This is a genomic window from Aureimonas jatrophae, from assembly GCF_900104035.1.
GTDB lineage: Bacteria > Pseudomonadota > Alphaproteobacteria > Rhizobiales > Rhizobiaceae > Aureimonas > Aureimonas jatrophae.
This window is the reverse complement of the sequence record NZ_FNIT01000004.1, coordinates 327,227-348,357: the sequence shown is the minus strand read 5'-3', so window position 1 is coordinate 348,357 and position 21,131 is coordinate 327,227. Positions and strand designations below refer to the sequence as shown.

The 21,131-nt window shown below is 70.8% G+C and carries 19 protein-coding genes; 11 read left to right on the top strand and 8 right to left on the bottom strand.

Features of this window, described 5'->3' with window-relative positions; all coding sequences use genetic code 11:
* The first annotated feature begins 22 nt into the window (after window positions 1-22).
* The 3 genes from BLQ76_RS11545 to BLQ76_RS11535 all read left to right on the top strand — a co-directional run bounded on the left by BLQ76_RS11545 (window position 23) and on the right by BLQ76_RS11535 (window position 1,742).
* A complete protein-coding gene (locus BLQ76_RS11545; RefSeq protein ID WP_090673236.1) occupies window positions 23-745 on the top strand; it encodes a helix-turn-helix transcriptional regulator in 723 nt (240 codons plus the stop codon).
* 141 nt (window positions 746-886) lie between these two features.
* Window positions 887-1,570, top strand: a complete 684-nt coding sequence (locus tag BLQ76_RS11540) for a GNAT family protein (RefSeq protein WP_090673234.1) — start codon at window positions 887-889, stop codon at window positions 1,568-1,570.
* Entirely contained in the window at window positions 1,560-1,742 is a 183-nt protein-coding gene (locus tag BLQ76_RS11535) for a hypothetical protein (protein ID WP_090673232.1), read from the top strand. The genes BLQ76_RS11540 and BLQ76_RS11535 overlap by 11 nt, the downstream gene beginning before the upstream one ends.
* A 129-nt stretch (window positions 1,743-1,871) precedes the next feature.
* On the opposite strand, the gene BLQ76_RS11530 is transcribed toward BLQ76_RS11535, so the two are convergent.
* Together BLQ76_RS11530 and BLQ76_RS11525 are read right to left on the bottom strand one after the other, a co-directional pair.
* Window positions 1,872-3,047: a Gfo/Idh/MocA family protein gene (locus BLQ76_RS11530; RefSeq protein ID WP_090673230.1), complete on the bottom strand. Its 1,176-nt coding sequence runs from the start codon at window positions 3,045-3,047 to the stop codon at window positions 1,872-1,874.
* A 13-nt stretch (window positions 3,048-3,060) separates the two neighbouring features.
* On the bottom strand, window positions 3,061-4,116 hold the full coding sequence (locus BLQ76_RS11525) for a sugar phosphate isomerase/epimerase family protein (protein ID WP_090673372.1): 1,056 nt from the start codon (window positions 4,114-4,116) through the stop codon (window positions 3,061-3,063).
* A gap of 224 nt (window positions 4,117-4,340) precedes the next feature.
* Between BLQ76_RS11525 and BLQ76_RS11520 the strand changes: the two genes are divergently transcribed.
* From BLQ76_RS11520 to BLQ76_RS11510, 3 genes are read left to right on the top strand one after another with little or no spacing between them, the layout of a single operon-like run.
* Window positions 4,341-4,583 carry a hypothetical protein gene (locus BLQ76_RS11520; protein WP_170842566.1) on the top strand — a complete coding sequence of 81 codons (243 nt, stop codon included), beginning with the start codon at window positions 4,341-4,343 and terminating at the stop codon, window positions 4,581-4,583.
* 8 nt (window positions 4,584-4,591) lie between these two features.
* Entirely contained in the window at window positions 4,592-5,518 is a 927-nt protein-coding gene (locus tag BLQ76_RS11515; protein ID WP_090673228.1) for an SMP-30/gluconolactonase/LRE family protein, read from the top strand.
* 5 nt (window positions 5,519-5,523) lie between these two features.
* Window positions 5,524-6,291 (top strand): SDR family oxidoreductase, encoded by a 768-nt coding sequence (locus BLQ76_RS11510; RefSeq protein ID WP_090673226.1) that lies wholly within the window; start codon window positions 5,524-5,526, stop codon window positions 6,289-6,291.
* Between the two features lie 47 nt (window positions 6,292-6,338).
* Here the strand turns inward: BLQ76_RS11510 and BLQ76_RS11505 are convergent, their stop codons facing one another.
* Window positions 6,339-6,731, bottom strand: coding sequence for a response regulator (locus BLQ76_RS11505; protein ID WP_090673224.1), 393 nt, complete (start codon window positions 6,729-6,731; stop codon window positions 6,339-6,341).
* Window positions 6,732-6,901: 170 nt separating this feature from the next.
* Entirely contained in the window at window positions 6,902-8,371 is a 1,470-nt protein-coding gene (locus tag BLQ76_RS11500; protein ID WP_170842565.1) for a putative bifunctional diguanylate cyclase/phosphodiesterase, read from the bottom strand.
* Between the two features lie 360 nt (window positions 8,372-8,731).
* On the opposite strand from BLQ76_RS11500, the gene BLQ76_RS11495 reads away from it, so the two are divergent.
* Both BLQ76_RS11495 and BLQ76_RS11490 read left to right on the top strand, forming a co-directional pair.
* The gene (locus BLQ76_RS11495; protein ID WP_090673220.1) at window positions 8,732-9,184 is read left to right on the top strand and encodes a MarR family winged helix-turn-helix transcriptional regulator; all 453 of its coding nucleotides are present in this window, start codon (window positions 8,732-8,734) and stop codon (window positions 9,182-9,184) included.
* Between the two features lie 81 nt (window positions 9,185-9,265).
* On the top strand, window positions 9,266-9,664 hold the full coding sequence (locus BLQ76_RS11490) for a DUF1761 domain-containing protein (protein ID WP_090673218.1): 399 nt from the start codon (window positions 9,266-9,268) through the stop codon (window positions 9,662-9,664).
* 7 nt (window positions 9,665-9,671) lie between these two features.
* On the opposite strand, the gene BLQ76_RS11485 is transcribed toward BLQ76_RS11490, so the two are convergent.
* A complete protein-coding gene (locus BLQ76_RS11485) occupies window positions 9,672-10,733 on the bottom strand; it encodes a siderophore-interacting protein (protein WP_170842564.1) in 1,062 nt (353 codons plus the stop codon).
* 308 nt (window positions 10,734-11,041) lie between these two features.
* Between BLQ76_RS11485 and BLQ76_RS11480 the strand changes: the two genes are divergently transcribed.
* The 3 genes from BLQ76_RS11480 (at window position 11,042) to BLQ76_RS11470 (ending at window position 15,091) form a co-directional block, all read left to right on the top strand.
* On the top strand, window positions 11,042-12,712 hold the full coding sequence (locus BLQ76_RS11480) for a methyl-accepting chemotaxis protein (protein WP_090673214.1): 1,671 nt from the start codon (window positions 11,042-11,044) through the stop codon (window positions 12,710-12,712).
* A 139-nt stretch (window positions 12,713-12,851) separates the two neighbouring features.
* Window positions 12,852-14,060: a glycosyltransferase gene (locus tag BLQ76_RS11475; protein ID WP_090673213.1), complete on the top strand. Its 1,209-nt coding sequence runs from the start codon at window positions 12,852-12,854 to the stop codon at window positions 14,058-14,060.
* Window positions 14,057-15,091: a glycosyltransferase family 2 protein gene (locus BLQ76_RS11470; RefSeq protein ID WP_090673210.1), complete on the top strand. Its 1,035-nt coding sequence runs from the start codon at window positions 14,057-14,059 to the stop codon at window positions 15,089-15,091. Before BLQ76_RS11475 ends, BLQ76_RS11470 begins: the two co-directional genes overlap by 4 nt.
* 4 nt (window positions 15,092-15,095) lie before the next feature.
* On the opposite strand, the gene BLQ76_RS11465 is transcribed toward BLQ76_RS11470, so the two are convergent.
* From BLQ76_RS11465 to BLQ76_RS11455, 3 genes are all read right to left on the bottom strand, one after another.
* Window positions 15,096-16,505 (bottom strand): FAD-binding oxidoreductase, encoded by a 1,410-nt coding sequence (locus BLQ76_RS11465; RefSeq protein WP_090673208.1) that lies wholly within the window; start codon window positions 16,503-16,505, stop codon window positions 15,096-15,098.
* 61 nt (window positions 16,506-16,566) lie between these two features.
* Window positions 16,567-19,776, bottom strand: coding sequence for an efflux RND transporter permease subunit (locus BLQ76_RS11460; RefSeq protein ID WP_090673206.1), 3,210 nt, complete (start codon window positions 19,774-19,776; stop codon window positions 16,567-16,569).
* Window positions 19,777-19,882: 106 nt separating this feature from the next.
* Window positions 19,883-21,112 carry an efflux RND transporter periplasmic adaptor subunit gene (locus BLQ76_RS11455; RefSeq protein ID WP_090673204.1) on the bottom strand — a complete coding sequence of 410 codons (1,230 nt, stop codon included), beginning with the start codon at window positions 21,110-21,112 and terminating at the stop codon, window positions 19,883-19,885.
* Window positions 21,113-21,131 lie beyond the last annotated feature (19 nt).

Genomic DNA, 21,131 nt, shown 5'->3' with positions numbered 1-21,131 from the left:
GGCCGGCCCCAGCGAGATCTGCATGAGCGTCCATCTGCCAGCCTTCGATTTCATAGAAAGGGTCAAGCTGCACGACAGCGTGGAGGGGGTGGTCTCGGACCTCCACGGGGAAGCGTCGCGCGTGGGCATCGAGAGGCTGATCGTCTGCGGCGTTCCCGCCCCCGGCCAACCCTTCGGCCCCGAGATCCTGGGAAGCGTCTGGAGCCCGGACTGGCTGCAGCGTTATGTAGAGCGGGACTACTTCCCTCATGATCCCGTCGCCCAATGGGCGGGGCGCACCACGGAGCCGTTTCGCTGGTCGGCCGTGCCGGGCAACGGCCCGTGGACCGCGGCTGCGAACCAATTCATGGGCGAGGCGGCCGAACACGGCATGGTTGACGGCTTCGTCGTACCGATGTTCTCGCCGCACGAGTGGCAGGCCAACGTATCCTTCGCGACCTCGCGTCCGCTGGACGCCTCGTCGCACGACCTCGCCGCGCTGCATCTCATGGCGATCTACGCCACCAACCGGCTGCGCCGTCTGACGGGGCGCCTCGACGAGCCGCCGTCGCTTCTGACCGGCCGCGAGGCCGAGTGCCTGACCTGGATCGCGGCGGGCAAGACCGTCGACGACATCGCCACGATCCTCGGCCTGTCGCGGCTGACGATCCAGACCCACCTGCGCAACGTCCGCCTGAAGCTGAACGCCGCCACGATCGCGCAGGCCGTGGCCGAGGGGATCCGCACCGGAGCCGTGCGGATCTGACGCGTGTTGGCGTGGTCGAGGGGTCCGGACCTACCTGAATCCAGGTATTGGGCAGCGATGGCGGGAGCGGTATCGAATCGAAGGTGGGACGGCGGCGAGGGCGCCGCGCACGACCGGGGAACACGGGCGCGAGGGGGACGGATGCTGGAAGTCCATGTCGTCACCGACTGCAACCGTTTCCTGTACGCGCAGGACGGCCCGCCCGCGCGCCTCGCCCTTCCCTTCCGCCGATCCGACCCGATCCCGGCTCGCCTCCTGCGCGGCGACGATCTTCCCGGTTGCCCCGATCCGGTGGAGGAGGGGGGAACGGTTCTTCTCGGCCTGCGCGAGGGGCAGATCGTGGCCGCCTCGCGGCTGATGCCCCCGCACGGGCCGACCCGCCTGCAGGGGCTCCCGCCCCCCATCACCGCCCGCGGCCTTCCCGCCCCGGCCCCTTGGGCGGACTGGACCCGGCTTTCGCTGCCGACCGACACGAGCCTCGAGGACCAGGAAGCGATCTTCGCCGCCATGGCCTGCGCGGTCGTGGACTATTGCCTCGAGGAGGGCGTGGCCTGGGTCGGCGGCATCGAGGATGCCTACTGGCTTCCCCGCTGGGACTGTCTGGGCTGGCATGTCGAGGTGCTCGGGCTGCCGGCCGCGATCGGAGGCGCCACGCGGGTCGCCGCCTTTCTGCGGGTCGACGAGGTGAGCCTCGCCGCGGCCCGGCGCCGAGCCGGCATCCGGCACCCGCTGCTGCGCCGCCACGGGCCGCAGGCGCGCTTCCTGCGGGCCGGGCCGCCTCATTCGTTTTCAACGCTTCGACCGGAGACCGATCATGCTTGCTGAACTCGATCATCGCCTGACCGAGGCGACCGACACCGACGACATCCGCGCCCTGATCGAGCTGTGCCGCTATGTCGCCAGCGAATGCCGTCGCCTCGACCTCGGACGGGCCGAACAGGACGCCTTGGGCCTGGCGGCGGATCTGACGGAGCGCCTTCCGCGCCTGTGCCACTGAGAGCGGCTACGGGAGGCCGGCGGCAGCCAAGCCGCTGCCCCCCGTCCGGCCCGCCGGCTTGTCGTCGATCGAGCCGCCCTCGGGTGGGCCGGGCGACGCCGCGCTCTCACGCAGGCGTCGCGGGCAACCTTACCCGATCCGTTCCCAGCTGTTGCCGTTCCGGCTGGAGCGTACCGCGGCCTCGATGAACCGCATGCCGGCCAGACCCTCCCGGATGCCGGGAAAGCTGACCGCCGAATCCAGCGCGCGTCCGTCGCGCGCGGCGAGGATCGCCTCCGCCGCCTCGGTGTAGATGTTGGCGAAACCTTCGAGATAGCCCTCCGGATGGCCCGACGGGATGCGCGACACGCGCCGGCTCGCCGCACCCGCACCCGCGCCGTTGCGCGTGATCAGCTGCTTGGGCTCGCCCAGTTTCGTGAACCACAGGTAGTTCGGGTCGGCCTGCGTCCATTCGAGGCCTGCTTCCGTGCCATAGACGCGGATCTTCAGGCCGTTCTCGTGGCCGACCGCCACCTGGCTCGCCCACAGCATGCCGCGCATGCCGCCGGCGTAGCGCAGGAGGATCTGCACGTCGTCGTCGAGCCGGCGGCCCGGCACGAAGGTGGTGAGCTGGGCGAGGAGTTCGCTCGCGTCCTGGCCGGTGATGAAGGAGGCGAGATTGTAGGCGTGCGTGCCGATGTCGCCGATGCAGCCGCCCGCGCCCGAGCGCGCGGGGTCGGTGCGCCACTCCGCCTGCTTGGAGCCCTCGGTTTCCGCCGCCTTGGCGAGCCAGTCCTGCGGATACTCGGCCTGCACGAGGCGAAGCTCGCCGAGCTCGCCGGCCATGACGCGCGCGCGCGCCTCGCGGATCATTGGGTAGCCGGTGTAGTTGTGCGTGAGCGCGAAGACGCGCCCCGACCGCTCCACCAGCGCGGCCAGCTCCTCGGCCTCGGCCACGGACAGCGAGAGCGGCTTGTCGCAGATGACGTGGATGCCGGCTTCCAGGAAGGCCTTGGCCGCCGGCACGTGCATGTGGTTGGGCGTCACGATCGAGACGGCCTCGATGCCGTCGGGCCGCGCGGCCTCGGCCTGCGCCATCTCGGCGAACGAGCCGTAGGCGCGGGCGGGGTCGAGGCCGAGATCGGCCGCCGAAGCGCGCGAGCGCTCCGCGTCCGAGGAGAGGGCGCCCGCCACGAGCTCGTAGCGGTCGTCGATGCGGGCGGCGATGCGATGGACGGCGCCGATGAAGGCGCCCTGGCCGCCGCCCACCATGCCGAGGCGGATGCGAGGCGCGCGCGCCTCGGAGTGACTGGCTTCGATGGTCATCCGTGCGGTCTCCTCAGGCCAGTCCGAGCATACGGCGGTTGGTCGCCTCGTCCGTGCCGCCGGACGCGAAGTCGTCGAAGGCGACTTGCGTCGCCTCGATGATATGGGCGGCGATGAAGGGCGCGCCCTCGCGGGCACCCTGTTCCGCGCTCTTGATCGCGCATTCCCATTCCAGGACGGCCCAGCCGTCGAAGCCTTCCTTGGTCAGCTTCGAGAAGACGGCGCCGAAGTCCACCTGCCCGTCGCCGAGCGAGCGGAAGCGCCCGGCGCGGTTCGCCCAGGACTGGAAGCCGCCGTAGACGCCCTGGCGCCCGGTCGGGTTGAACTCGGCGTCCTTGGCGTGGAAGGCGCGGATGCGGCTGGCGTAGATGTCGATGTAGTCGAGATAGTCGAGCCCCTGCAGCACGAAGTGCGAGGGGTCGTAGAGAAGGTTGGCACGCGCGTGGTTGCCGACGCGCTCCAGGAACATCTCGTAGCTCGCCCCGTCGTGGAGGTCCTCGCCGGGATGGATCTCGTAGGCGATGTCGACGCCCATCTCCTCGGCGTGGTCGAGGATCGGCCGCCAGCGCCGGGCCAGCTCGTCGAAGGCGGTCTCCACAAGACCGGCCGGGCGCTGCGGCCAGGGGTAGACGTAGGGCCAGGCGAGCGCACCCGAGAAGGTGGCGTGCGCCTTGAGACCCATGTGGCGCGAGGCGGTGAGCGCCGCGCGCACCTGGCCCACCGCCCATTCCTGGCGGGCGGCCGGATTGCCGCGCACGTCCGGCGCCGCAAAGCCGTCGAAGGCGAGGTCGTAGGCGGGGTGGACGGCGACGAGCTGGCCCTGGAGATGCGTCGACAACTCCGTGACCGTCAGCCCGTGGCTGGCGGCGACGCCCGTCACCTCGTCGCAATAGTCCTTGGACTCGCCGGCGCGCTGGAGGTCGAACAACCGCGCGTCCCAGGTCGGGATCTGCACGCCCTTGTAGCCGAGCGAGGCCGCCCAGCCGCAGATCGCGTCCAGCGAGTTGAAGGGCGCCCCGTCGCCCGCGAACTGCGCCAGGAAGATTCCCGGCCCCCGAATGGTCTTCATCGTCATCGCTGTCCTCCCCGCGCCGTTTGCGGCGTTTGTCGCGTCCCGAAACGGGCGCCCGCCGCGAACGGCTTTCTCATGCTTCGCGTGAGAGAAGGACGGTCGTGAGATACGTATGTCAAGCCATTCCCCGGCAAGCTTTTTCACGCCTTCGCGCTTTGCCGCTTGGCCGGGAGCCCATCCCTCCTAGCTTCCCACACCTTGACGCGGCGAGGGGAGATATCATGCCGGAGACCACGGACCTGAAGGAGGCTGTCGCCTCCGAGCGCCAGCGCGAACTGGCCGTCGAGCACCTGCTCTTTCATGCGCTCGTCTTCGTGGAGCGTCAGCATCCCGGGCTGATCGATCACTTGGAGGGAAGCCTGGAGCGCCTCGGCGACCGCGCGCACGACGACACCAAGGACGACGAAGCGGTGAAGGGCGTGGCGCGCCTCTTTCTGGAAAGCCTGCGCAAGTCGGCGGCCTGAGGCGGTCCATGTCGTCGCCCTACGAGATCCATGACCCGCGCTTCTCCCGGCTGATCGTCGGCCACGCGCAGCTGGAACGGCTGTGGACCGGCGGCCGATGGGTGGAGGGGCCGGTCTACGTGCCGGCCGCCCGCTCGCTTCTGTGGTCCGACATTCCCAACGATCGCCTGATGCGCTGGGACGAGTGCGACGGCTCGGTCTCCGTGTTCGAGACGCCTTGCGGCTTCCACAACGGCCATACGAGCGACGCGCAGGGCCGCGTCATCGCCTGCGAGCACGGGCGCCGGCGCGTATCGCGTCTCGACCACGACGGCGTGTGGCGCCCGCTGGCGACACGGGTCGGCGGCCGGCGCTTCAACTCGCCCAACGATGTCGTCGTCCATTCCGACGGCTCGATCTGGTTCACCGACCCGACCTACGGCATCGACTCGCACTACGAGGGCCATCGCTCCGCGAGCGAACTCGAGGGCTGCCACGTTTATCGCCTGGACCCCGCCACCGGCGAGGCGACGGCCGTCGTCACCGACATGGTGCGACCCAACGGGCTGGCCTTCTCGCCGGACGAGCGCGTGCTCTACGTATCGGACACGGGCTCCTCGCACGATCCGGACCTCGTGCCGGGCGTGCGCGCCTATCCGATCGGCGCGGACGGGGGCGTCGGGGCGGGCGCGGACTTCGTGCGCGTGCCGCGCGGCGTGGTGGACGGCTTCCGCTGCGATTCGAACGGCAACCTCTGGGCCTCCAGCCGCGACGCGGTCTGTGCCTTCGCGCCGGACGGCACGCATATCGGCTCGATCCCGATCCCGGAGATCGTCTCCAACCTCTGCTTCGGCGGACCCAAGCGCAACCGCCTGTTCATCACCGCCCAGACCTCGCTCTACGCGATCTACGTGAACGCCCACGCCGCGACCTGGACCGACCCGGACGAGGACTAGCCGCCGTGTCCCTCAAGCTCTTCGACCTCACGGGGCGCACGGCGCTCGTCACCGGCTCGGGCCAGGGCATCGGCTACGCCATCGCACAAGGGCTGGGGCGCGCAGGGGCGCGCGTCATCCTCAACGGCCGCGACGGCGCCAAGCTCGCGGCAGCCGCCGAACAGCTGGGCGCGGACGGCATCGCGGTGGCGACCGCGGTGTTCGACGTGACGGACCGTCCGGCCGTCCAGGCGACGGTGGGTCGCATCGAGCGCGAGGTCGGGCCGATCGACGTCCTCGTCAACAACGCCGGCATTCAGCGACGCGGGACGCTCGAGGACTACGCGGCCGAGACCTGGTCCGAGATCATGCGGGCCAACGTCGACTCGGTCTTCTTCGTCGGCCAGGCGGTGGCGCGGTCCATGATCGGGCGCGGGCACGGCAAGATCATCAACATCGCGAGCCTCCAGGCGCAGGCCGCGCGCTACTCCATCGCTCCCTACACCGCGTCCAAGGGCGCGGTGCTGAACCTCACGCGCGGCATGTGCACGGACTGGGCGCGCCACGGGCTGCAGGTCAACGCGATCGGGCCCGGCTACTTCCGCACGCCGCTCAACCAGGCGCTGGTCGAGGACCCCGCCTTCAACGAGTGGCTCACCAAGCGCACGCCGGCCGGGCGCTGGGGCGAGGTCGAGGAACTCCAGGGCGCGGCGATCTTCCTGGCCTCGCGCGCCTCGGACTTCGTGAACGGTCAGATCCTGTATGTCGACGGCGGCGTTCTCGCCACCTTGTGAAACAGGCGGCGCACCGCCTGTTTCACGTGAAACGATCCGTTAACGGATCAGGCCGAGCGCCGTTGCGGCACGGTCTGCATCTCGCTCGCCAGCGCCTCCACGACGTCCTCGGGGCGCACGGGCTTCTCGAAGGCGGGCACGGAGCTGAAGCGCACCGCCACCAGCGAGCGGTCGTAGCCGGTCAGGAAGACGAAGGGGACGGCCCGTCGCGCCAGATCGTAGGCGACCGGAAAGACCAGCTCGCCCGACAGGTTCACGTCGAGCACGGCGCCCGACAACTCGTGCGCCTCGCCGATCGCGGCGATCGCCTCGCGGATGCCGCTGCAGGGGCCGACCACCGAGGCGCCACGATCCTCGAGCGCCATCGCGATCTCGCCCGCGATACGAGGGTCGTCCTCGACAACGAGAATGGTACGGCCTTCGAGGGAGGATGCGGACATGGGGGAACTCTCATGCGTGGACGAATGGGTCCCTTAACGCAGAAGCACGGGCTTGCGTTGCCTAGGCGATTCGGTGCCGGGACGCGAGCGCTATGGACCCGCCGCCGCCCTTCCCGCAACCCTTCCGCCTCGCGCGGGACCTGCGGCCGTCCCGGCGCCCGGCGAAACGGCTAGGCCGACCGGGCGAGCGGAACCCGGAGCGGTGCGGGCCGCCCGATCCGGTAGCCCTGGAAGAGTGAGCAACCGGCCACCTTGGCCATGGCGAGATGGGCATCGGTCTCGATCCCTTCCGCCACCACCGGCACGCCACGCGCCCGTCCGATCGCGCCCAGCGCCGAAACCAAGATCGAGGCCACCTCGTCCGTTCCCATGGCCTGGATGTAGCTGCGGTCGATCTTGATGCCGTCGACCGGCAGCGTCCGCAGGGCGCTGAGGCCCATGTGGCCGGTGCCGAAGTCGTCGAGCGCGATGCGCAGGCCGAGCGCGCGCAACGCCACGATCCGGGCGAGCACGGCCGGCGTCGCGCTGACTGCGACGGTTTCGGTGATCTCGAAGGTGAAGCGCTCGGGTGCGCAGCCGGTCTCGGCCAACACGTGGCGCACGGTCTCCACCACGGCGTCGCGCTTCAGCTGGGCGCCCGACAGGTTGAGCGACACGAAGCGGCCGGGCAGCGAGGCGGCGTCGCGGCAGGCCCGGCGCAGCACCCATTCGCCGAGGCGGTCGATCAGGAGCGACTGCTCGGCGACCGGGATGAACTCGCCGGGCATGATCGTGCCGCGCAACGGGTGGCGCCAGCGCACGAGGGCTTCGACCCCCATCACGGTGCCGTGCAGGTCCACCAGCGGCTGGTAGTGAAGGTCGAGCTCGTCGAGCAGGATCGCCGCGCGCAACTCGCGCTCGATGAAGCGGCGCTGCTTGCGGTCCTGGCGCATGGACTCGTTGAACAGCGTCACGCAGCCGCGCCCGCGCCGCTTGCTCTCGTAGAGCGCGAGGTCGGCATAGAGCATCAGCTCGTCCTCGAAGGCGGCGTGGTCGGGCATGGCGGCGATGCCGACCGAGGCCTCGATGGCGACCGGCCGCCCGTCCAGCGCGCGAGGCTCGCGAAGCGCCTCGAGAAAGCGGCCCGCGCGCTCTTCGGCCAGCGCGGCGTCGCCGGGCAGAAGCAGCGCGAACTCGTCGCCGCCCAGCCGCCCGAGCATGGCGTCGGGAAACACGCGGCGCGCGGTCTCGGCCAGACGCTGCAGGATCGCGTCGCCCGCCGCATGCCCCAGGCTGTCGTTGACGGACTTGAAGTGATCGACGTCGATCAGGAGCAGGCTGCGCGGCTCGGAGCGGGCGATGGCGTCGCGAAGCCGGCCGGTGAAGGCGGCGCGCGCGAGCGCGCCGGTCAGCGGGTCGGCGTCCATGCTGCGGAGCCGCTCGGCCTGGGCGGCCTCGCCGGTTCGCAACCGCCGCGCCGTCACGTGCCAGGCACGTCCCAAAAGGAGCGCGCAGGCCAGCGCGAGCGCGAAGGCCGCGCCGAGCGGCAGCGTCTGCTCGCGGCCGGTCGCCCACAAGCACCAACCCATCAGCGCGACCTGCGCCGTGAACAGAATCGGCAGAAGGTGACCGGTGACGGGATTATGGCGGAGAAGGCTCATGCGTCGGATCGCCATATCCAGGGCGTTGCGTCGCGCTGGTTATGGACGGCGAAAGTTGCGATTCGATGAGGGAAGGAACGTGGTCGCCGCAATGAGTAGACCGCGGAATTCCAAGAGAACAGTGAGCCCGAGATGGTGACGCAGCGGAACAAAAGACTGCGGAAGCGCTCCGGTCTACTGGTTCGCATCCTTCATGAAACTGTCGCAATCGAACTCCGCCTGCATCGTGGGTTTCCTACGCGCGAAGGGCGATCACCGTTTGCGCCGTCTTGCGGGAAACCAAAGAGGGATTGCGCCATTCCTCTTGCCCAGCGTTTTTTTATCGCGATATTCGTTTTGCCCCAATACGAAAGCCCATCCATGACCCGATCCGCGTCCGCCATCCCTTTGGACGACCAGCTCTGCTTCTCGCTCTACGGGGCCTCCATGGCGGTCGGGCGGGCCTACAAGCCGTTGCTGGACCGCATGGGCATCACCTATCCGCAATACCTCCTCCTGTCCGCCCTAGGCGAGGAGGACGAGCGGTCCATCGGCGCGATCGCCGACCGCCTGATGCTGGAGTCCAGCACGATCACGCCGCTGGTGAAGCGCCTCGCCGCGGCCGGTCTCGTGGATCGCGAGCGCAATCCCCAGAACGAGCGGCAGGTGATCGTGCGCTTGACGCAGGCCGGCCGCGCGCTGCTGGCCGAATGCGCCTGCCTGGGCGAGCGCCTGGTGTCGGCGGCGAACCGGCCGGTCACCGATCTGGCCCGGCTCAACGAAGAGGTCCGCACGCTGCGCGACGCGCTGGACGCCTCGCTCGCGCGCGGCTGACGAGTGAGGACGCGCGCTGGCGACCGACGCGCGGCGCCTTAGCTTGCTTCGAAGCGCCGCCCTGCGCCGGAGTTCGCCCGCTTGACCTACATCCTCGACAACATCGTTGCGATTCTCGCCGCGACGCTCGCCGGCCTCGCCTTCGGCTTCGTCTGGTACCGCACCATCGGCCGGACGCCGGACGCGCGGCCGCTCACGCCCGGCTTCGGCGCGGTGGCCTTTGTCGCGGAGTTCTGGCTGGCCTCGATCCTGGCCGGCGCCTTGATCCTCGCGCCGCCCCAGGCCGGCGTCTGGGTGATGACGCTTGCGACGCCCGTGGTGATCTGGATCGGCTTCCTGGTGCCGGCCTTCGCGGTGAGCTTTGCGCGACGTGGCTTCCCGGCCGGCGCGATCGCGCGCGAGGTCGCGCACTGGCTCGGCGTCATGTTGGTGCAGGCGGCGGTTCTGCGCCTCGTCGATCTCGTGCAGCCGCCGGTCTAGCGCCGCGTCAGCCGCCGGCCCGGCCGCGCCGCCAGTAGCTCGCCGCCATGTGCCGGTCGCGCGGCAGGCCGCGCTCCTGCCTCAGATAGCGGCGGATGGCCTTGAAGTCGGCGAACTCGCAGGCCGCCCAGACGAAGACATCGGGGCCGAGCCGGTCCCAGTCGAGCGACCTGAGCGCCTCCGGAAGACGTCCGAGCGTGCCGGGTTCCGCACCCCAGCGATAATGAAAGCGGATGTCGGTCCGGGCGCGCGAGGGAAGCGCGATCGCGTCGGCGGGTCCGTCGACCTCGAGGATCACGCTGGCTTCCGCGTCGGGTGGCAGGTCCTCCAGGATGCGGGCGATGGCGGGCAGGGCCGTGTCGTCGCCCGCCAGCACGAGGCGGCGCGCATCGGGCGCCTCGCCGCCGCCGGGCCCCGTGATGCCGACGATGTCGCCGGGCCGGGCCGAGCGGGCAAAGTCCGAGCCCGGCGTCGCCTCGCCCGCGTGGGTCACGATGTCGATCGCCAGTTCGCCCCGCGCCACGTCGATCGAGCGAATCGTGTAGACGCGCCGCGTCAGGGCGTCGTCGCCCTGCGGCCAGACCGGCAACCCGGTCTCGCCCATGACCGGCCAGACCGGCGCACGGTCCTTCGGCGGGAAGAGGAGATAGACGTGGTAGCCGCCTTGCGCGAAGTGCGCGAGATCCTCGCCCCGCAGGCGCACCCGCCGCATGTGCGGCGTGAGGTCCTCCACGCCCGCCACGGTGAGTTCTCGGAACCAGGGAAGCGGCGTTCCGGGCGCCAGGCCATCGCCGATCCAGGCGATCGCAGGCGCCTCGCCCTCGTGGAACTCGAGGAGATGCTCGGCGATCCCGATCTTGAGATAGCTGAGATGGATCGGGTTCGCGGCGGCCACCTCGACGTGAAGCGCGTCCGGCCGGGCGGCCATCACCGCGGTGCCGTAGCCGAACGAGACCTCGCCGCGGTCGTCCCGGCGGCGGACCTCGCCATGCTCGGCGAAGTGCTCGCACAGAAGATCGAACAGGCGCTCGGCACCCGGAACGACGATGGTGGAACGGGCCTCGAGCATCGGTCGGTCCTTCGGCATGCCTTGCAGGACCTGTCGGGTAGAAAATAGGACTGATCGAGTCAAGTTTTTGCTCGGGTGATTCGTCTCCGTGCGCGTGCCGCCCGTCGAACCGCGCCCGTCCGACGGCGACGAACCACCGGCACCATGGCTTGGGGTTGCGCCGGCAAGGCCGTGCGCGCGCGGCGCTGGTGCTGAAACCAAGCGTTATCGACGTTCCCGAAGAGAGCCGGGTCTTCCCGCACCGTTTCGGGACAGTGGCCGTTTGGGAGCGGCATAGAACCGCCATCTCCCCTCACCGGACCCATCCCATGCGCCTCGATCTCAGGGCGAAGCTGATCGGAAGCTTCGCCGCCGTTCTTCTTCTGTCGGCCGCCGCCGGAACGTTCGGCATCCTCAGCCTGAAGACCACCAACGACACGTTCACCGCCTTTGCGACGCGCCCCTTCCAGCAGGTTCAGGCGATCGGCGCGCTGCAGGCCGACCTGCAGTCGGTGCGCCGCGCCGTCCTGCGGGCGCTGCTGTCGACCGATGCGAACGAGATCGTGGCGCTGCGCCGGGCCTATGACGAGACCTGGACCGACAGCACGGCGCAGTTGCAACGCTTTCTCGGGGCGGTGCAGTCGGAGTCCGGCCGGGCCGAGGTGGCGGACCTCGCCCCGTTGCTGACGCAGACCCGGACCGTCACCGACCGGGCGTTCGAGCTGGCCGCGGACGCCGCCGGCGCGAACGGTTCGGGCGACGTCGCCCGCTCCGACAGCGAGGCGATGCGCTTCATCAACGAACAACAGATCCCGGCCGCGACGCGGGCGAGCGAGCGGCTGGATGCGCTGGCCGACCGGGCCCGCACGCGTGCCGACAGCTTCCTGGCGAGTTCCGCCGAGACCTATGCCTCGACGCGCCTGCTTCTGATCGCGCTCGTGGCGGGCGCGTTCGTGACGGGCCTGGGCTGCGCGTGTCTTCTCGTGCGCTCGATCCTGTCGGGTCTGCGCCTCACCGCCTCGCATGTCGGGCGGATCAGCCAGGGCGACGTCTCGCAGCCGGTCGTTCATCGGCGGCGCGATGAGATCGGCGACCTGCTGGACGACCTGTCGCGCATGCGCCTGCGCTTGAACGAGATCGCCGGCGGCGTCCGGGGGTCGGCGGGTCACGTCGCCGCCGGATCGTCGCAGGCGGCGGCCACGGCCGAGCAGCTGTCCTCGGGCTCGGCGGAACAAGCGGCCGCGTCCGAGGAGGCCTCGGCGGCGATCGAGGAGATGGCCGCCAACCTGCGCCAGAACGCCGACAACGCGCGCGAGACCGACCGCATCGCGCTGCAGGCGAGAAACGGCGCGCATGCCAGCGGCGACGCCGTGCGCCAGTCGGTCGAGGCCATGCGCCAGATCGCTGGGAAGATCGCGATCGTGCAGGAGATCGCGCGCCAGACCGATCTTCTGGCCCTGAACGCGGCGATCGAGGCGGCGCGCGCGGGCGCGCACGGCAAGGGGTTCGCGGTGGTGGCGAGCGAGGTGCGCAAGCTCGCCGAGCGCTCCGGCGAGACGGCGCAGGAGATTGGCGACCTGTCGAACCGGACGCTTCTGGCGGCCGAACAGGCGGGCGAGGTGCTCGGCCGGATGGTGCCCGATATCAATCGCACGGCGGAACTGGTGGGCGAGATCGCGGCGGCGTGCCGTGAGCAGTCGGTGGGCATCGAGCAGATCAACCAGGCCATCGTCCAGCTCGACCAGGTGACGCAGGCCAATGCCGGTGCGGCCGCCGAGATGGCCGCGACGGCGACCGCCCTGTCGGACGAGGCGAGCCGGCTCGATGAGCGGGCCGCGTTCTTCCAGTTGGCGCACGAGGAGAAGGCCCGCCCTGCGGCTCCGGACGCCGGAAGGCCGGTGGCCACTTCGGCCGATCGGTCCCGGCCGGCGGGGCGCGGGATCGCCCGCCTCGCACCGGAGCGCGCTGTTGGTGCAAGCTTCGAGCGGCTCAGCGCCTGAGGCGGCACCCGGTTTCACGAAGCCGTGATGCGGGTGCCGGTCGTCGGGCATCCGCAGCCGTTGTCGCGCGGCCTCGGCCGTGCGAAGGCGCCTCGCCGCCGGTCTCGCCGGCGGACCACGCGATCGCAAGGACCGGACGTTGCGGCCTCTCGCCATCCTGCATCAGCTTCCGCTGTCCTCGCGCAACTGGGGCGGCATTCAGGTCCAGTTCGCCGCCTTTCTCCAGGCCACGCGCGACGATCCGCGCTTCCGCCATTTCCTGACCCTGGACGGTCGCGATCCCGCGCACGGGATCGCGGAGATCACCGCCGCGCTCGCCGCGCCGCCCGTCGATCCCCGGCTGTTCCACGGCGTGGTCCTGCCGAAGGGGCTGCGCCAGCACCGCCTGACGCACGCGGCGCGGCGCTGGGAGATCGACGCCGCCGTCAACATCAACCTGCCCGGCGACCTTCGCGCGATCCGCACGGCCCGGGGCGCGCGGGCCGCCTCGCTCTACTGGGAGCGCGGTGCGGTCTGGTTCGGGCGCGAGAAGACCCTGCCGGACGCCTTCCGGACCGGCCACGACCTGATTCTCGCCAACTCCCATGCCAGCCGGCGCATGCTGGAAGAGATCTGGCGGATCGAGGCGCCCGTCGAGATCCTGTCGCCCTGCGTGTGGAACGCGCCGGCCGCGGCGACCGAGCGTCGGATCGATCCCGACCGGGTGCTGCGGCTCGGCTTTGCGGGACGGTTGCGCGCCTTCAAGGGCGGCGTTCTCGCCGTGCACGCGCTGGCCGACCTGACGGCCGGCGGGCGCGCGGCGGAGCTCCTGGTGGCGGGCGAGGGGCCCGACCGGTCGAACATGGAGGCGGTCGCCCGCCGTCGCGGCGTGGAAGACCGGGTCCGGTTCCTCGGACAGGTCCGAAACATGACGGGCTTCTTCGACGGCATCGACCTTCTGCTGCACCCGGCGCTTCGGGAGCCCTTCGGCACGGTCTGCCCCGAGGCGGCCGGCTTCGGCGTGCCCTCGGTCGCGACCGCGGTGGACGGCCTGCCGGAGGCGATGCGGGACGGCGTGTCGGGCCTGTGCGTCCGGCCGACGCTGCCGCTCGCACGCCTGGCCGGCTTCGGCGGCGACGCCAGCGACGTGTATCCGCTGGTCTACGATCCGGCGGGCGACAGCATCGGCGCGCCGCGGCTGCCCGATCCGGGCGCCCTGGCCGACGCGATCCGGCGCATCACGGACGACGAGGCGAGCTACGCCCGCTTCAGCCGCGGAGCGCTCGAGACGGCCGCGAGCCGCGCGCGGCCCGGCCCGCATATCGACCGCTTCCACGAGCTCGTGCGCCGTGCCATGGAGCGGCGGTGATCTATCCCGACACCCATTCGCCGCCCTGGGCCGGCTATGGCCGACTGTCGCCGCTGCGCCGCCTCGCCCTGGCCTGGCGCGACCGGCGCTGGCGGCGACGCGCTCCGTCCCGGCGCGGCATCGACCTCGTGCCCCACGGCACCCAGCCGCCCCCGCCCGGTGCGCGGGAGCCGGTCGTCCTGTTCACGGTGCGCGACGGCATGGCGACGCTGCCCTCGTTTCTGGCGCATCACCGGCGGCTCGGCCTGCGGCACTTCGCGGCGGTGGACGACCGCTCGGCGGACGGGAGCGCGGACTTCCTCGCCGCGCAAGGCGACGTCGCGTTGTTCACCTCGAACGTGGATTTCCGGCGGGCCGGGGGCGGCCTCGTCTGGCGCGACCAGCTGGTGGACCGCTTCGGTCGCGGCCGTTGGTACCTGTCGGTGGACTGCGACGAGTACCTCGTGTTTCCGGGCTGCGAGACGCGGCCCCTCGAGGCCTTCCTGGCCGATCTCGAGCGCGCCGGCCTGAAGCGGGCGATGGCGCCGATGCTCGACCTCTACCCCGACGGGCCCATCGGCGCGCTGAAGCCGCCCGCCGACCCGGCTGCCTTTCCGACGGAGAACTGTCCCTTTCTCGACGGCTCGCACTACACGGTCGGCGACGAGAAGTTCTGCACCTCGATCCGGGGCGGGCCGCGCAACCGGCTCTACGGCACATCCATGCGGATGACGAAGTTCCCGCTGGTCTTCGCCGACAGGCGGCTCGCGTTCGCCGGGGGCAGCCACCACGGGCCGCTGCCGCTGGCCCGCAACTTCGCGCCGCCCGACGCCGTGCTCCTGCACCACAAGTTCGCGCCGGGCTCGGTCGAGACCTTCCGCCAGATCGCCGAGCGCGGCTCGCACTTCAACGGTTCGCAGTTCTACAAGGACATCCTCGACAGCGGCGCGTTCGGTCCGGCGACCGACTTCCGCTACGAGCACTCGGTGCGCTACCGGTCGTCGGACGATCTCGTGACGCGCGGCTTCCTGCGCGACCTCAGAGCCGCGTGAGGGATCAGCCCTCGTCCGCCGCCGGCAGGACCTTGCCGGGGTTGAGGATGTTCTGCGGGTCGAGCGCCGACTTCAGGAGACGCATGACGTCGACCGCTTCCGCGCCGTGCTCGGCGACGAGATAGCGTGCCTTGCCGTAGCCCACCCCGTGCTCGCCGGTGCAGGTGCCGCCGGCCTCCAGCGCGCGCTTCACGAGCGCGGCGTTGAGGCGCTCGGCCCGCGCGACCTCGGCCGGGTCGCCGGTGTCGATCACGTAGCTCATGTGGAAGTTGCCGTCGCCGACATGGCCGACGGCGGCCGCCGGGAAGGGCGCGTCGGCAGCCTCCCGGCAGGCGGCCTCGATGCAGGCAGCGAGCGCCGAGACCGGCACGCAGGCATCGGTCGCCCAGGCCGTCGCGCCCGGGCGCAGCGCCAGCATCGCGTAGTGGAACTCGTGGCGCGCGTGCCAGAGCCGCGCCCGCTCCTCGGCCCCGTCCGCAAAGCTCCAGCCTTGCGCGCCGTTGCCGCGCGCGATCTCGGCGACCGTCTCGGTCTCGCCGGCGATCGCAGCGAGGCTTCCCGCGAACTCGAAGAACAGGGTCGGTGCCTCGGCGAGCGAGAGACCGCTGTGCCGGTTCACGGCGCGAATGGCGGCCGCGTCCAGGAACTCCATGCGTCCCACCGGAACGCCGCACTGGACGGTCTCGATCGCGGTGCGCACGGTGCTCGCGACATCGGGAAAGGTGCAGATCGCCGCGCGCACGGCTTCCGGCTGGCCGTGGAGGCGCACGGTCACTTCCGTGATGATGCCGAGCGTGCCCTCCGAGCCGACGAAGAGGCGGGTGAGGTCGTAGCCCGCCGACGACTTGCGCGCCCGGCTGGCGGTCTTGACGATGCGCCCGTCGGCCATGACCACGGTGAGCGAGACGACGTTCTCGCGCATCGTGCCGTAGCGCACGGCGGCCGTGCCGGACGCGCGCGTCGCCGCCATGCCGCCGAGCGTGGCGTCTGCGCCCGGATCGATCGCGAAGAAGAGGCCGGTGTCGCGCAGATGCGCGTTGAGCTGCTTGCGCGTGACGCCCGCCTGGACCGTGGCGTCGAGGTCCTCGGCATGAACGGCGAGGACCTGGTCCATGCGGCGCATGTCGATCGAGATGCCACCCTTGAGCGCCGCGAGGTGCCCTTCCAGCGAGGTGCCGGCGCCGAAGGCGATCACCGGCACGTCGTGCTCCGCGCAGAGGCGCACGATGCCGGCGACCTCCTCGGTGGAGAGGGGATAGCAGACCGCGTCCGGGGCCCGCACGGGATGGTAGGACTCGCCGCGCCCGTGATGCTCGCGCTCCGAGACGCTGGTGGTGCAGCGCTCGCCTAGAAACGCGCGCAGCCGCTCCACGAGGGCGGCCGTGTTCTCCTGGCTCGAAACCTGTCGCAGCATGGGCTGTTCTCCTCCGGTCCGGGCGGGATGGGTCCGCCACGAACCGGAGGATGTCAACGGGTCACGGGATCGCGGTGGCGCTCGCCTCGGGCGAGAGCAGCGCGGGCGTCGGGCCCGTCGCGGCCGCCGGTGCCCGGCGCCGCCGGGTCCCGAGGCTGCGCACGAGGACGTAGAAGAGCGGCGTCAGGAACAGGCCGAACAGCGTGACGCCGATCATGCCCGAGAACACCGCGATGCCCATGGCCGAGCGCATCTCCGCACCCGCCCCCGTCGAGAGCACCAGCGGCAGGACGCCCATCACGAAGGCCAGCGAGGTCATCAGGATCGGGCGAAGCCGCAGCCGCGCCGCTTCCACCGCCGCCTCGCGCGCCGTTCGCCCCTCCATCTCCAGCTCGCGCGCGAACTCCACGATCAGGATCGCGTTCTTGGCCGACAGGCCCACCAGCACGATCAGGCCGATCTGGGTGAAGATGTTGTTGTCGCCCCCCGTCAGCCAGATGCCGGCGAGCGCCGAGAACAGGCCGGCCGGCACGATCAGGAGGATCGAGACGGGCAGCGTCAGGCTCTCGTACTGGGCGGCCAGCACCAGGAACACGAGCAGAAGCGCGAGCGGGAAGATCACGACGCCGGAGTTGCCCGCGATGATCTCCTGGTAGGTGAGCTCGGTCCATTCGAACTGGAAGCCCGGCGGCAGCGTCTCGGCCGCGATCCGCTCCACCGCGGCCTGCGCCTGGCCCGACGAGAAGCCGGGCGCGGCGTTGCCGTTGACGTCGGCGGCGAGGAACCCGTTGTAGCGCAGCGCGCGCTCGGGGCCCGCCACCGTGTCGATGCGCATCAGGGCCGAGAGCGGGATCATCTCACCCCCGTTGGAGCGCACCTTCAGGCTGCCGATATCCTCCGCCTTGGCGCGATAGGGCGCGTCGGCCTGGACGCGCACCGAGTAGGTGCGGCCGAACTCGTTGAAGTCGTTGACGTAGAGCGAGCCGAGATAGATCTGCAGCGTGTTGAAGATCTCGGTGATCGGCACGTTCAGCTGCCGGGCCCGCGCGCGGTCGACGTCGGCGAAGAGCTGGGGCACGTCGATGCCGTAGCCGGTGAACATCCCGGTCAGTTCCGGAGCCTGGTAGGCCTTGGCGAGGAAGCCCTGCACCGCATCGTCGAGCGCCTGGTAGCCCTGGCCCGCACGATCCTCGATCTGCAGCTTGAAGCCGCCGATCGTGCCGAGACCCTGCACCGGGGGCGGCGGGAAGATCGCGGTGAAGGCTTCCTCGATGCCGGCGAACTGCCCGTTCAGCTGTTGCGCGATGGCGCCCGCCGACAGCTCGGGCGTCGTGCGGTCCTCGAAGGGCGCGAGCGTCAGGAACACGACCGCCGCGTTGGAGGAGTTGGTGAAGCCGTTGATCGACAGGCCCGGGAAGGCGAGCGTCGACTCCACGCCGGGCACGGTCAGGGCGATCTCGCCCATGCGGCCGGCCACCGCATCGGTGCGGTCGAGCGAGGCGCCGTCGGGCAGCTGCGCGAAGCCCACCAGATACTGCTTGTCCTGTGCCGGCACGAAGCCGCCGGGCACCTTCTGGAAGAGAACGCCGGTCAAGGCGACCAGCAAGACATAGAGCCCGAGCGTCGCGCCCTTGCGGGTGATGACCCCGCCCACCCCGCGTCCGTAGCTGCGCGAGGCCGCCCCGAAGAAGCGGTTGAAGCCCCGGAAGAACCAGCCGAGCGAGGCGTCGAGGACGCGCGTCAGGCGGTCCTTCGGCGCATCGTGGCCGCGCAGGAGAAGGGCGGCCAGCGCCGGCGAGAGCGTCAGCGAGTTGAAGGCCGAGATGACGGTGGAGATCGCGAGCGTCAGCGCGAACTGGCGGTAGAACTGGCCCGTGAGCCCCGATATGAAGGCGAGCGGCACGAACACGGCGACCAGCACCAGCGCGATCGCAACGATCGGACCCGACACCTCGCGCATCGCCTGGTAGGTCGCCTCGCGGGGCGACAGGCCGTTCTCGATGTTGCGCTCGACGTTCTCGACCACGACGATCGCGTCGTCGACGACGATGCCGATGGCCAGAACCAGGCCGAACAGCGAGAGCGCGTTGATCGAGAAGCCGAGGAGATGCATCACCGCGAACGTGCCGACGATCGACACCGGAACGGCGAGAAGCGGGATGATCGAGGCGCGCCAGGTCTGGAGGAACACCACGACCACCAGCACCACCAGAACGACCGCCTCCAGGAGCGTGTGCACCACGGCGTCGATCGAGGCGCGCACGAACTGCGTCGTGTCGTAGACGATCTCGTAGTCCACGCCCTCGGGCATGGTCTGCTTGATCTCCGCCATGATCGAGCGGACCTGGTCGGCGATCGCGATGGCGTTGGAGCCCGGCGCCTGGAACACGGGGATGGCGACGGCGGGCTCGTTGGAGAGGAGCGAGCGCAAGGCGTATTCCGAGGCGCCGAGCTCGACGCGGCCGATGTCGCGGATGCGCGTGATGGCCCCCGTCTGCGGGTCGGTGCGCACGATGATGTCGGCGAACTCCTCGGCGTCCTTGAGGCGTCCCTGCGCGTTGACCGACAGCTGGAACTCCACGCCCGGCACGCTCGGCGAGGCGCCGATGACGCCGGCCGCCGCCTGAACGTTCTGCTCTCGAATGGCGGTGACGACGTCGTTCGCCGACAAGCCGCGGCTCGCGGTCCTTTCGGGATCGAGCCAGATGCGCATGGAATAGTCGCCCGAGCCGAAGAGCTGGACCTGGCCCATGCCGTCGATGCGCGCGAGGCGGTCGCGCACGTTGAGAAGCGCGTAGTTGCGCAGGTACGTCAGGTCGTAGCGACCGTTCGGCGAGGTGAGGTGAACCACCAGCATCAGGTCGGGCGAGGACTTCACCACCGAGACGCCGAGGCGACGGACCTCTTCGGGCAGGCGCGGCTCGGCCTGCGCCACGCGGTTCTGCACGAGCTGCTGCGCCTGGTCGGGGTCGGTGCCGATGCGGAACGTGACGGTGAGCTGCATCACGCCGTCGGTGGTGGCCTGGCTGGACATGTAGAGCATGTCCTCCACGCCGTTGATCTGTTCTTCCAGCGGCGTCGCCACGGTTTCGGCGATCACGGCCGGGTTGGCGCCGGGATAGGTCGCGCGCACCACGACCGACGGGGGCACGACCTCCGGGTATTCCGAGATCGGCAGGGCGAAGATCGATAGAAGGCCGCCCAGAAAGATCATGACGGACAGGACGCCCGCAAAGACCGGGCGGTCGATGAAGAACCGGGAGATGTTCACGGCGGTAAACCTTGGAGGGGGAGCGGGCGCGAGAACCTGCCGGCGGGCTCGCCGGCAGGCCCTCGGGAGCCCGGCGGAGCGGGAGAGACCCCGCCGGGGGTGCCGATCAGTGCGCGGGGGGGACGTCCGCGCTGGCCTGCCGGTCGAGCGAGCGGCCGGTCTCCATGGAGACCATCTGGGGGGCGATCTTGGCGCCGGGGCGCAGGCGCTGCAGGCCGTTCACGACCACGCGCTCGTCGGCGGCCAGGCCGTTCTCGACGATCCGCATGTCGCCGGACGCCGCACCCAGCGCGACCTCGCGGTACTGGACCGTGTCCTGGTCGTCGACCACGAGGACATAGCGCTTGCTCTGGTCCGTGCCGACCGCGCGCTCCGAAACAAGAAGCGCGGGCTCGGAACGGGGCTGGCCGAGGCGCAGCCGGGCGAACTGGCCGGGCATCAGCGCGCCGTCCGCGTTCGGGAAGCTGGCGCGCACCGCGACCGTGCCGTTCACCGGATCGACGCTCGGGTTCACGAGCTGGATACGGCCCTCGACGCTGCGACCATCGGACAGGTCGAGCCGCACGGGAACGCGGTCGAGGCCGCTGGTGCCGTTCGAGGCCTGGAGCAGGCGCTCGACGCTCTCCTCGTCGGCATCGAAGGTCGCGTAGATCGGATCCACCGAGACCATGCGGGCCAGAACCGGCGAGCCGGCGCCGGCCGAGACGAGGTTGCCCTCGGTGACCTCCAGGCGACCGATACGACCCGAAACCGGCGCGCGGATATCGGTATAGGACAGGTCGAGGCGGGCGGTCCGGAGCGCGGCCTCCGCCGAGGCGAGCTGCGCCTCGGCTTCCGCCGCGGCCTGCACGCGGCGTTCGTATTCCGAGGCGGCGATCGTGCGGTTGCCCTGGAGCTGGCGGCCGCGCTCGCGCTCGCCGACGGCGAAGGCGAGGCGCGCACGCGCCGCCTCAAGGTCGGACTGGGCGCGTTCCACCGCCGCCTGGTAGGGCGCGGGATCGATCCGCAGGAGCGGAGCGCCTTCCTCCACCAGCGCGCCCTCGCGGAAGTGCGCGCTCTCGACGGCGCCCGCGACGCGCGAGCGGATCTCGACCCGCTCGACGGCCTCGAGGCGACCCGAGTAGCGCTGCCACAGCTCCACTGGGCGCCGTTCGACCCGGGCGACCGAGGCGGGAATGGCGGCCGGCGCCGCGGCCGCGCCGCTCTCGGCGCTGCGGGCGGGGGTCACCTCCTGCGTCAGGATGCCGAGGCCCAGGAAGGCGAGTGCGAAGGCGGCGGCCGCCACGCTGGCAAGGGCGGCGGCGAGCCCGTTCAGGATAAGATGGATCTTCGACATGCGAGCGGTTCCTTCAGGC

Bases quoted from the DNA above. Each gene is read 5' to 3' on its own strand.
- BLQ76_RS11530 (WP_090673230.1), bottom strand. From the start codon at position 3,047: ATGACCATCGAAGCCAGTCACTCCGAGGCGCGCGCGCCTCGCATCCGC.
- BLQ76_RS11465 (WP_090673208.1), bottom strand. From the start codon at position 16,505: ATGCTGCGACAGGTTTCGAGCCAGGAGAACACGGCCGCCCTCGTGGAG.
- BLQ76_RS11535 (WP_090673232.1), top strand. From the start codon at position 1,560: ATGCTTGCTGAACTCGATCATCGCCTGACCGAGGCGACCGACACCGAC.
- BLQ76_RS11495 (WP_090673220.1), top strand. From the start codon at position 8,732: ATGACCCGATCCGCGTCCGCCATCCCTTTGGACGACCAGCTCTGCTTC.
- BLQ76_RS11540 (WP_090673234.1), top strand. From the start codon at position 887: ATGCTGGAAGTCCATGTCGTCACCGACTGCAACCGTTTCCTGTACGCG.
- BLQ76_RS11525 (WP_090673372.1), bottom strand. From the start codon at position 4,116: ATGAAGACCATTCGGGGGCCGGGAATCTTCCTGGCGCAGTTCGCGGGC.
- BLQ76_RS11500 (WP_170842565.1), bottom strand. From the start codon at position 8,371: ATGAGCCTTCTCCGCCATAATCCCGTCACCGGTCACCTTCTGCCGATT.
- BLQ76_RS11455 (WP_090673204.1), bottom strand. From the start codon at position 21,112: ATGTCGAAGATCCATCTTATCCTGAACGGGCTCGCCGCCGCCCTTGCC.
- BLQ76_RS11485 (WP_170842564.1), bottom strand. From the start codon at position 10,733: ATGCTCGAGGCCCGTTCCACCATCGTCGTTCCGGGTGCCGAGCGCCTG.
- BLQ76_RS11545 (WP_090673236.1), top strand. From the start codon at position 23: ATGAGCGTCCATCTGCCAGCCTTCGATTTCATAGAAAGGGTCAAGCTG.
- BLQ76_RS11505 (WP_090673224.1), bottom strand. From the start codon at position 6,731: ATGTCCGCATCCTCCCTCGAAGGCCGTACCATTCTCGTTGTCGAGGAC.
- BLQ76_RS11515 (WP_090673228.1), top strand. From the start codon at position 4,592: ATGTCGTCGCCCTACGAGATCCATGACCCGCGCTTCTCCCGGCTGATC.
- BLQ76_RS11520 (WP_170842566.1), top strand. From the start codon at position 4,341: ATGCCGGAGACCACGGACCTGAAGGAGGCTGTCGCCTCCGAGCGCCAG.
- BLQ76_RS11480 (WP_090673214.1), top strand. From the start codon at position 11,042: ATGCGCCTCGATCTCAGGGCGAAGCTGATCGGAAGCTTCGCCGCCGTT.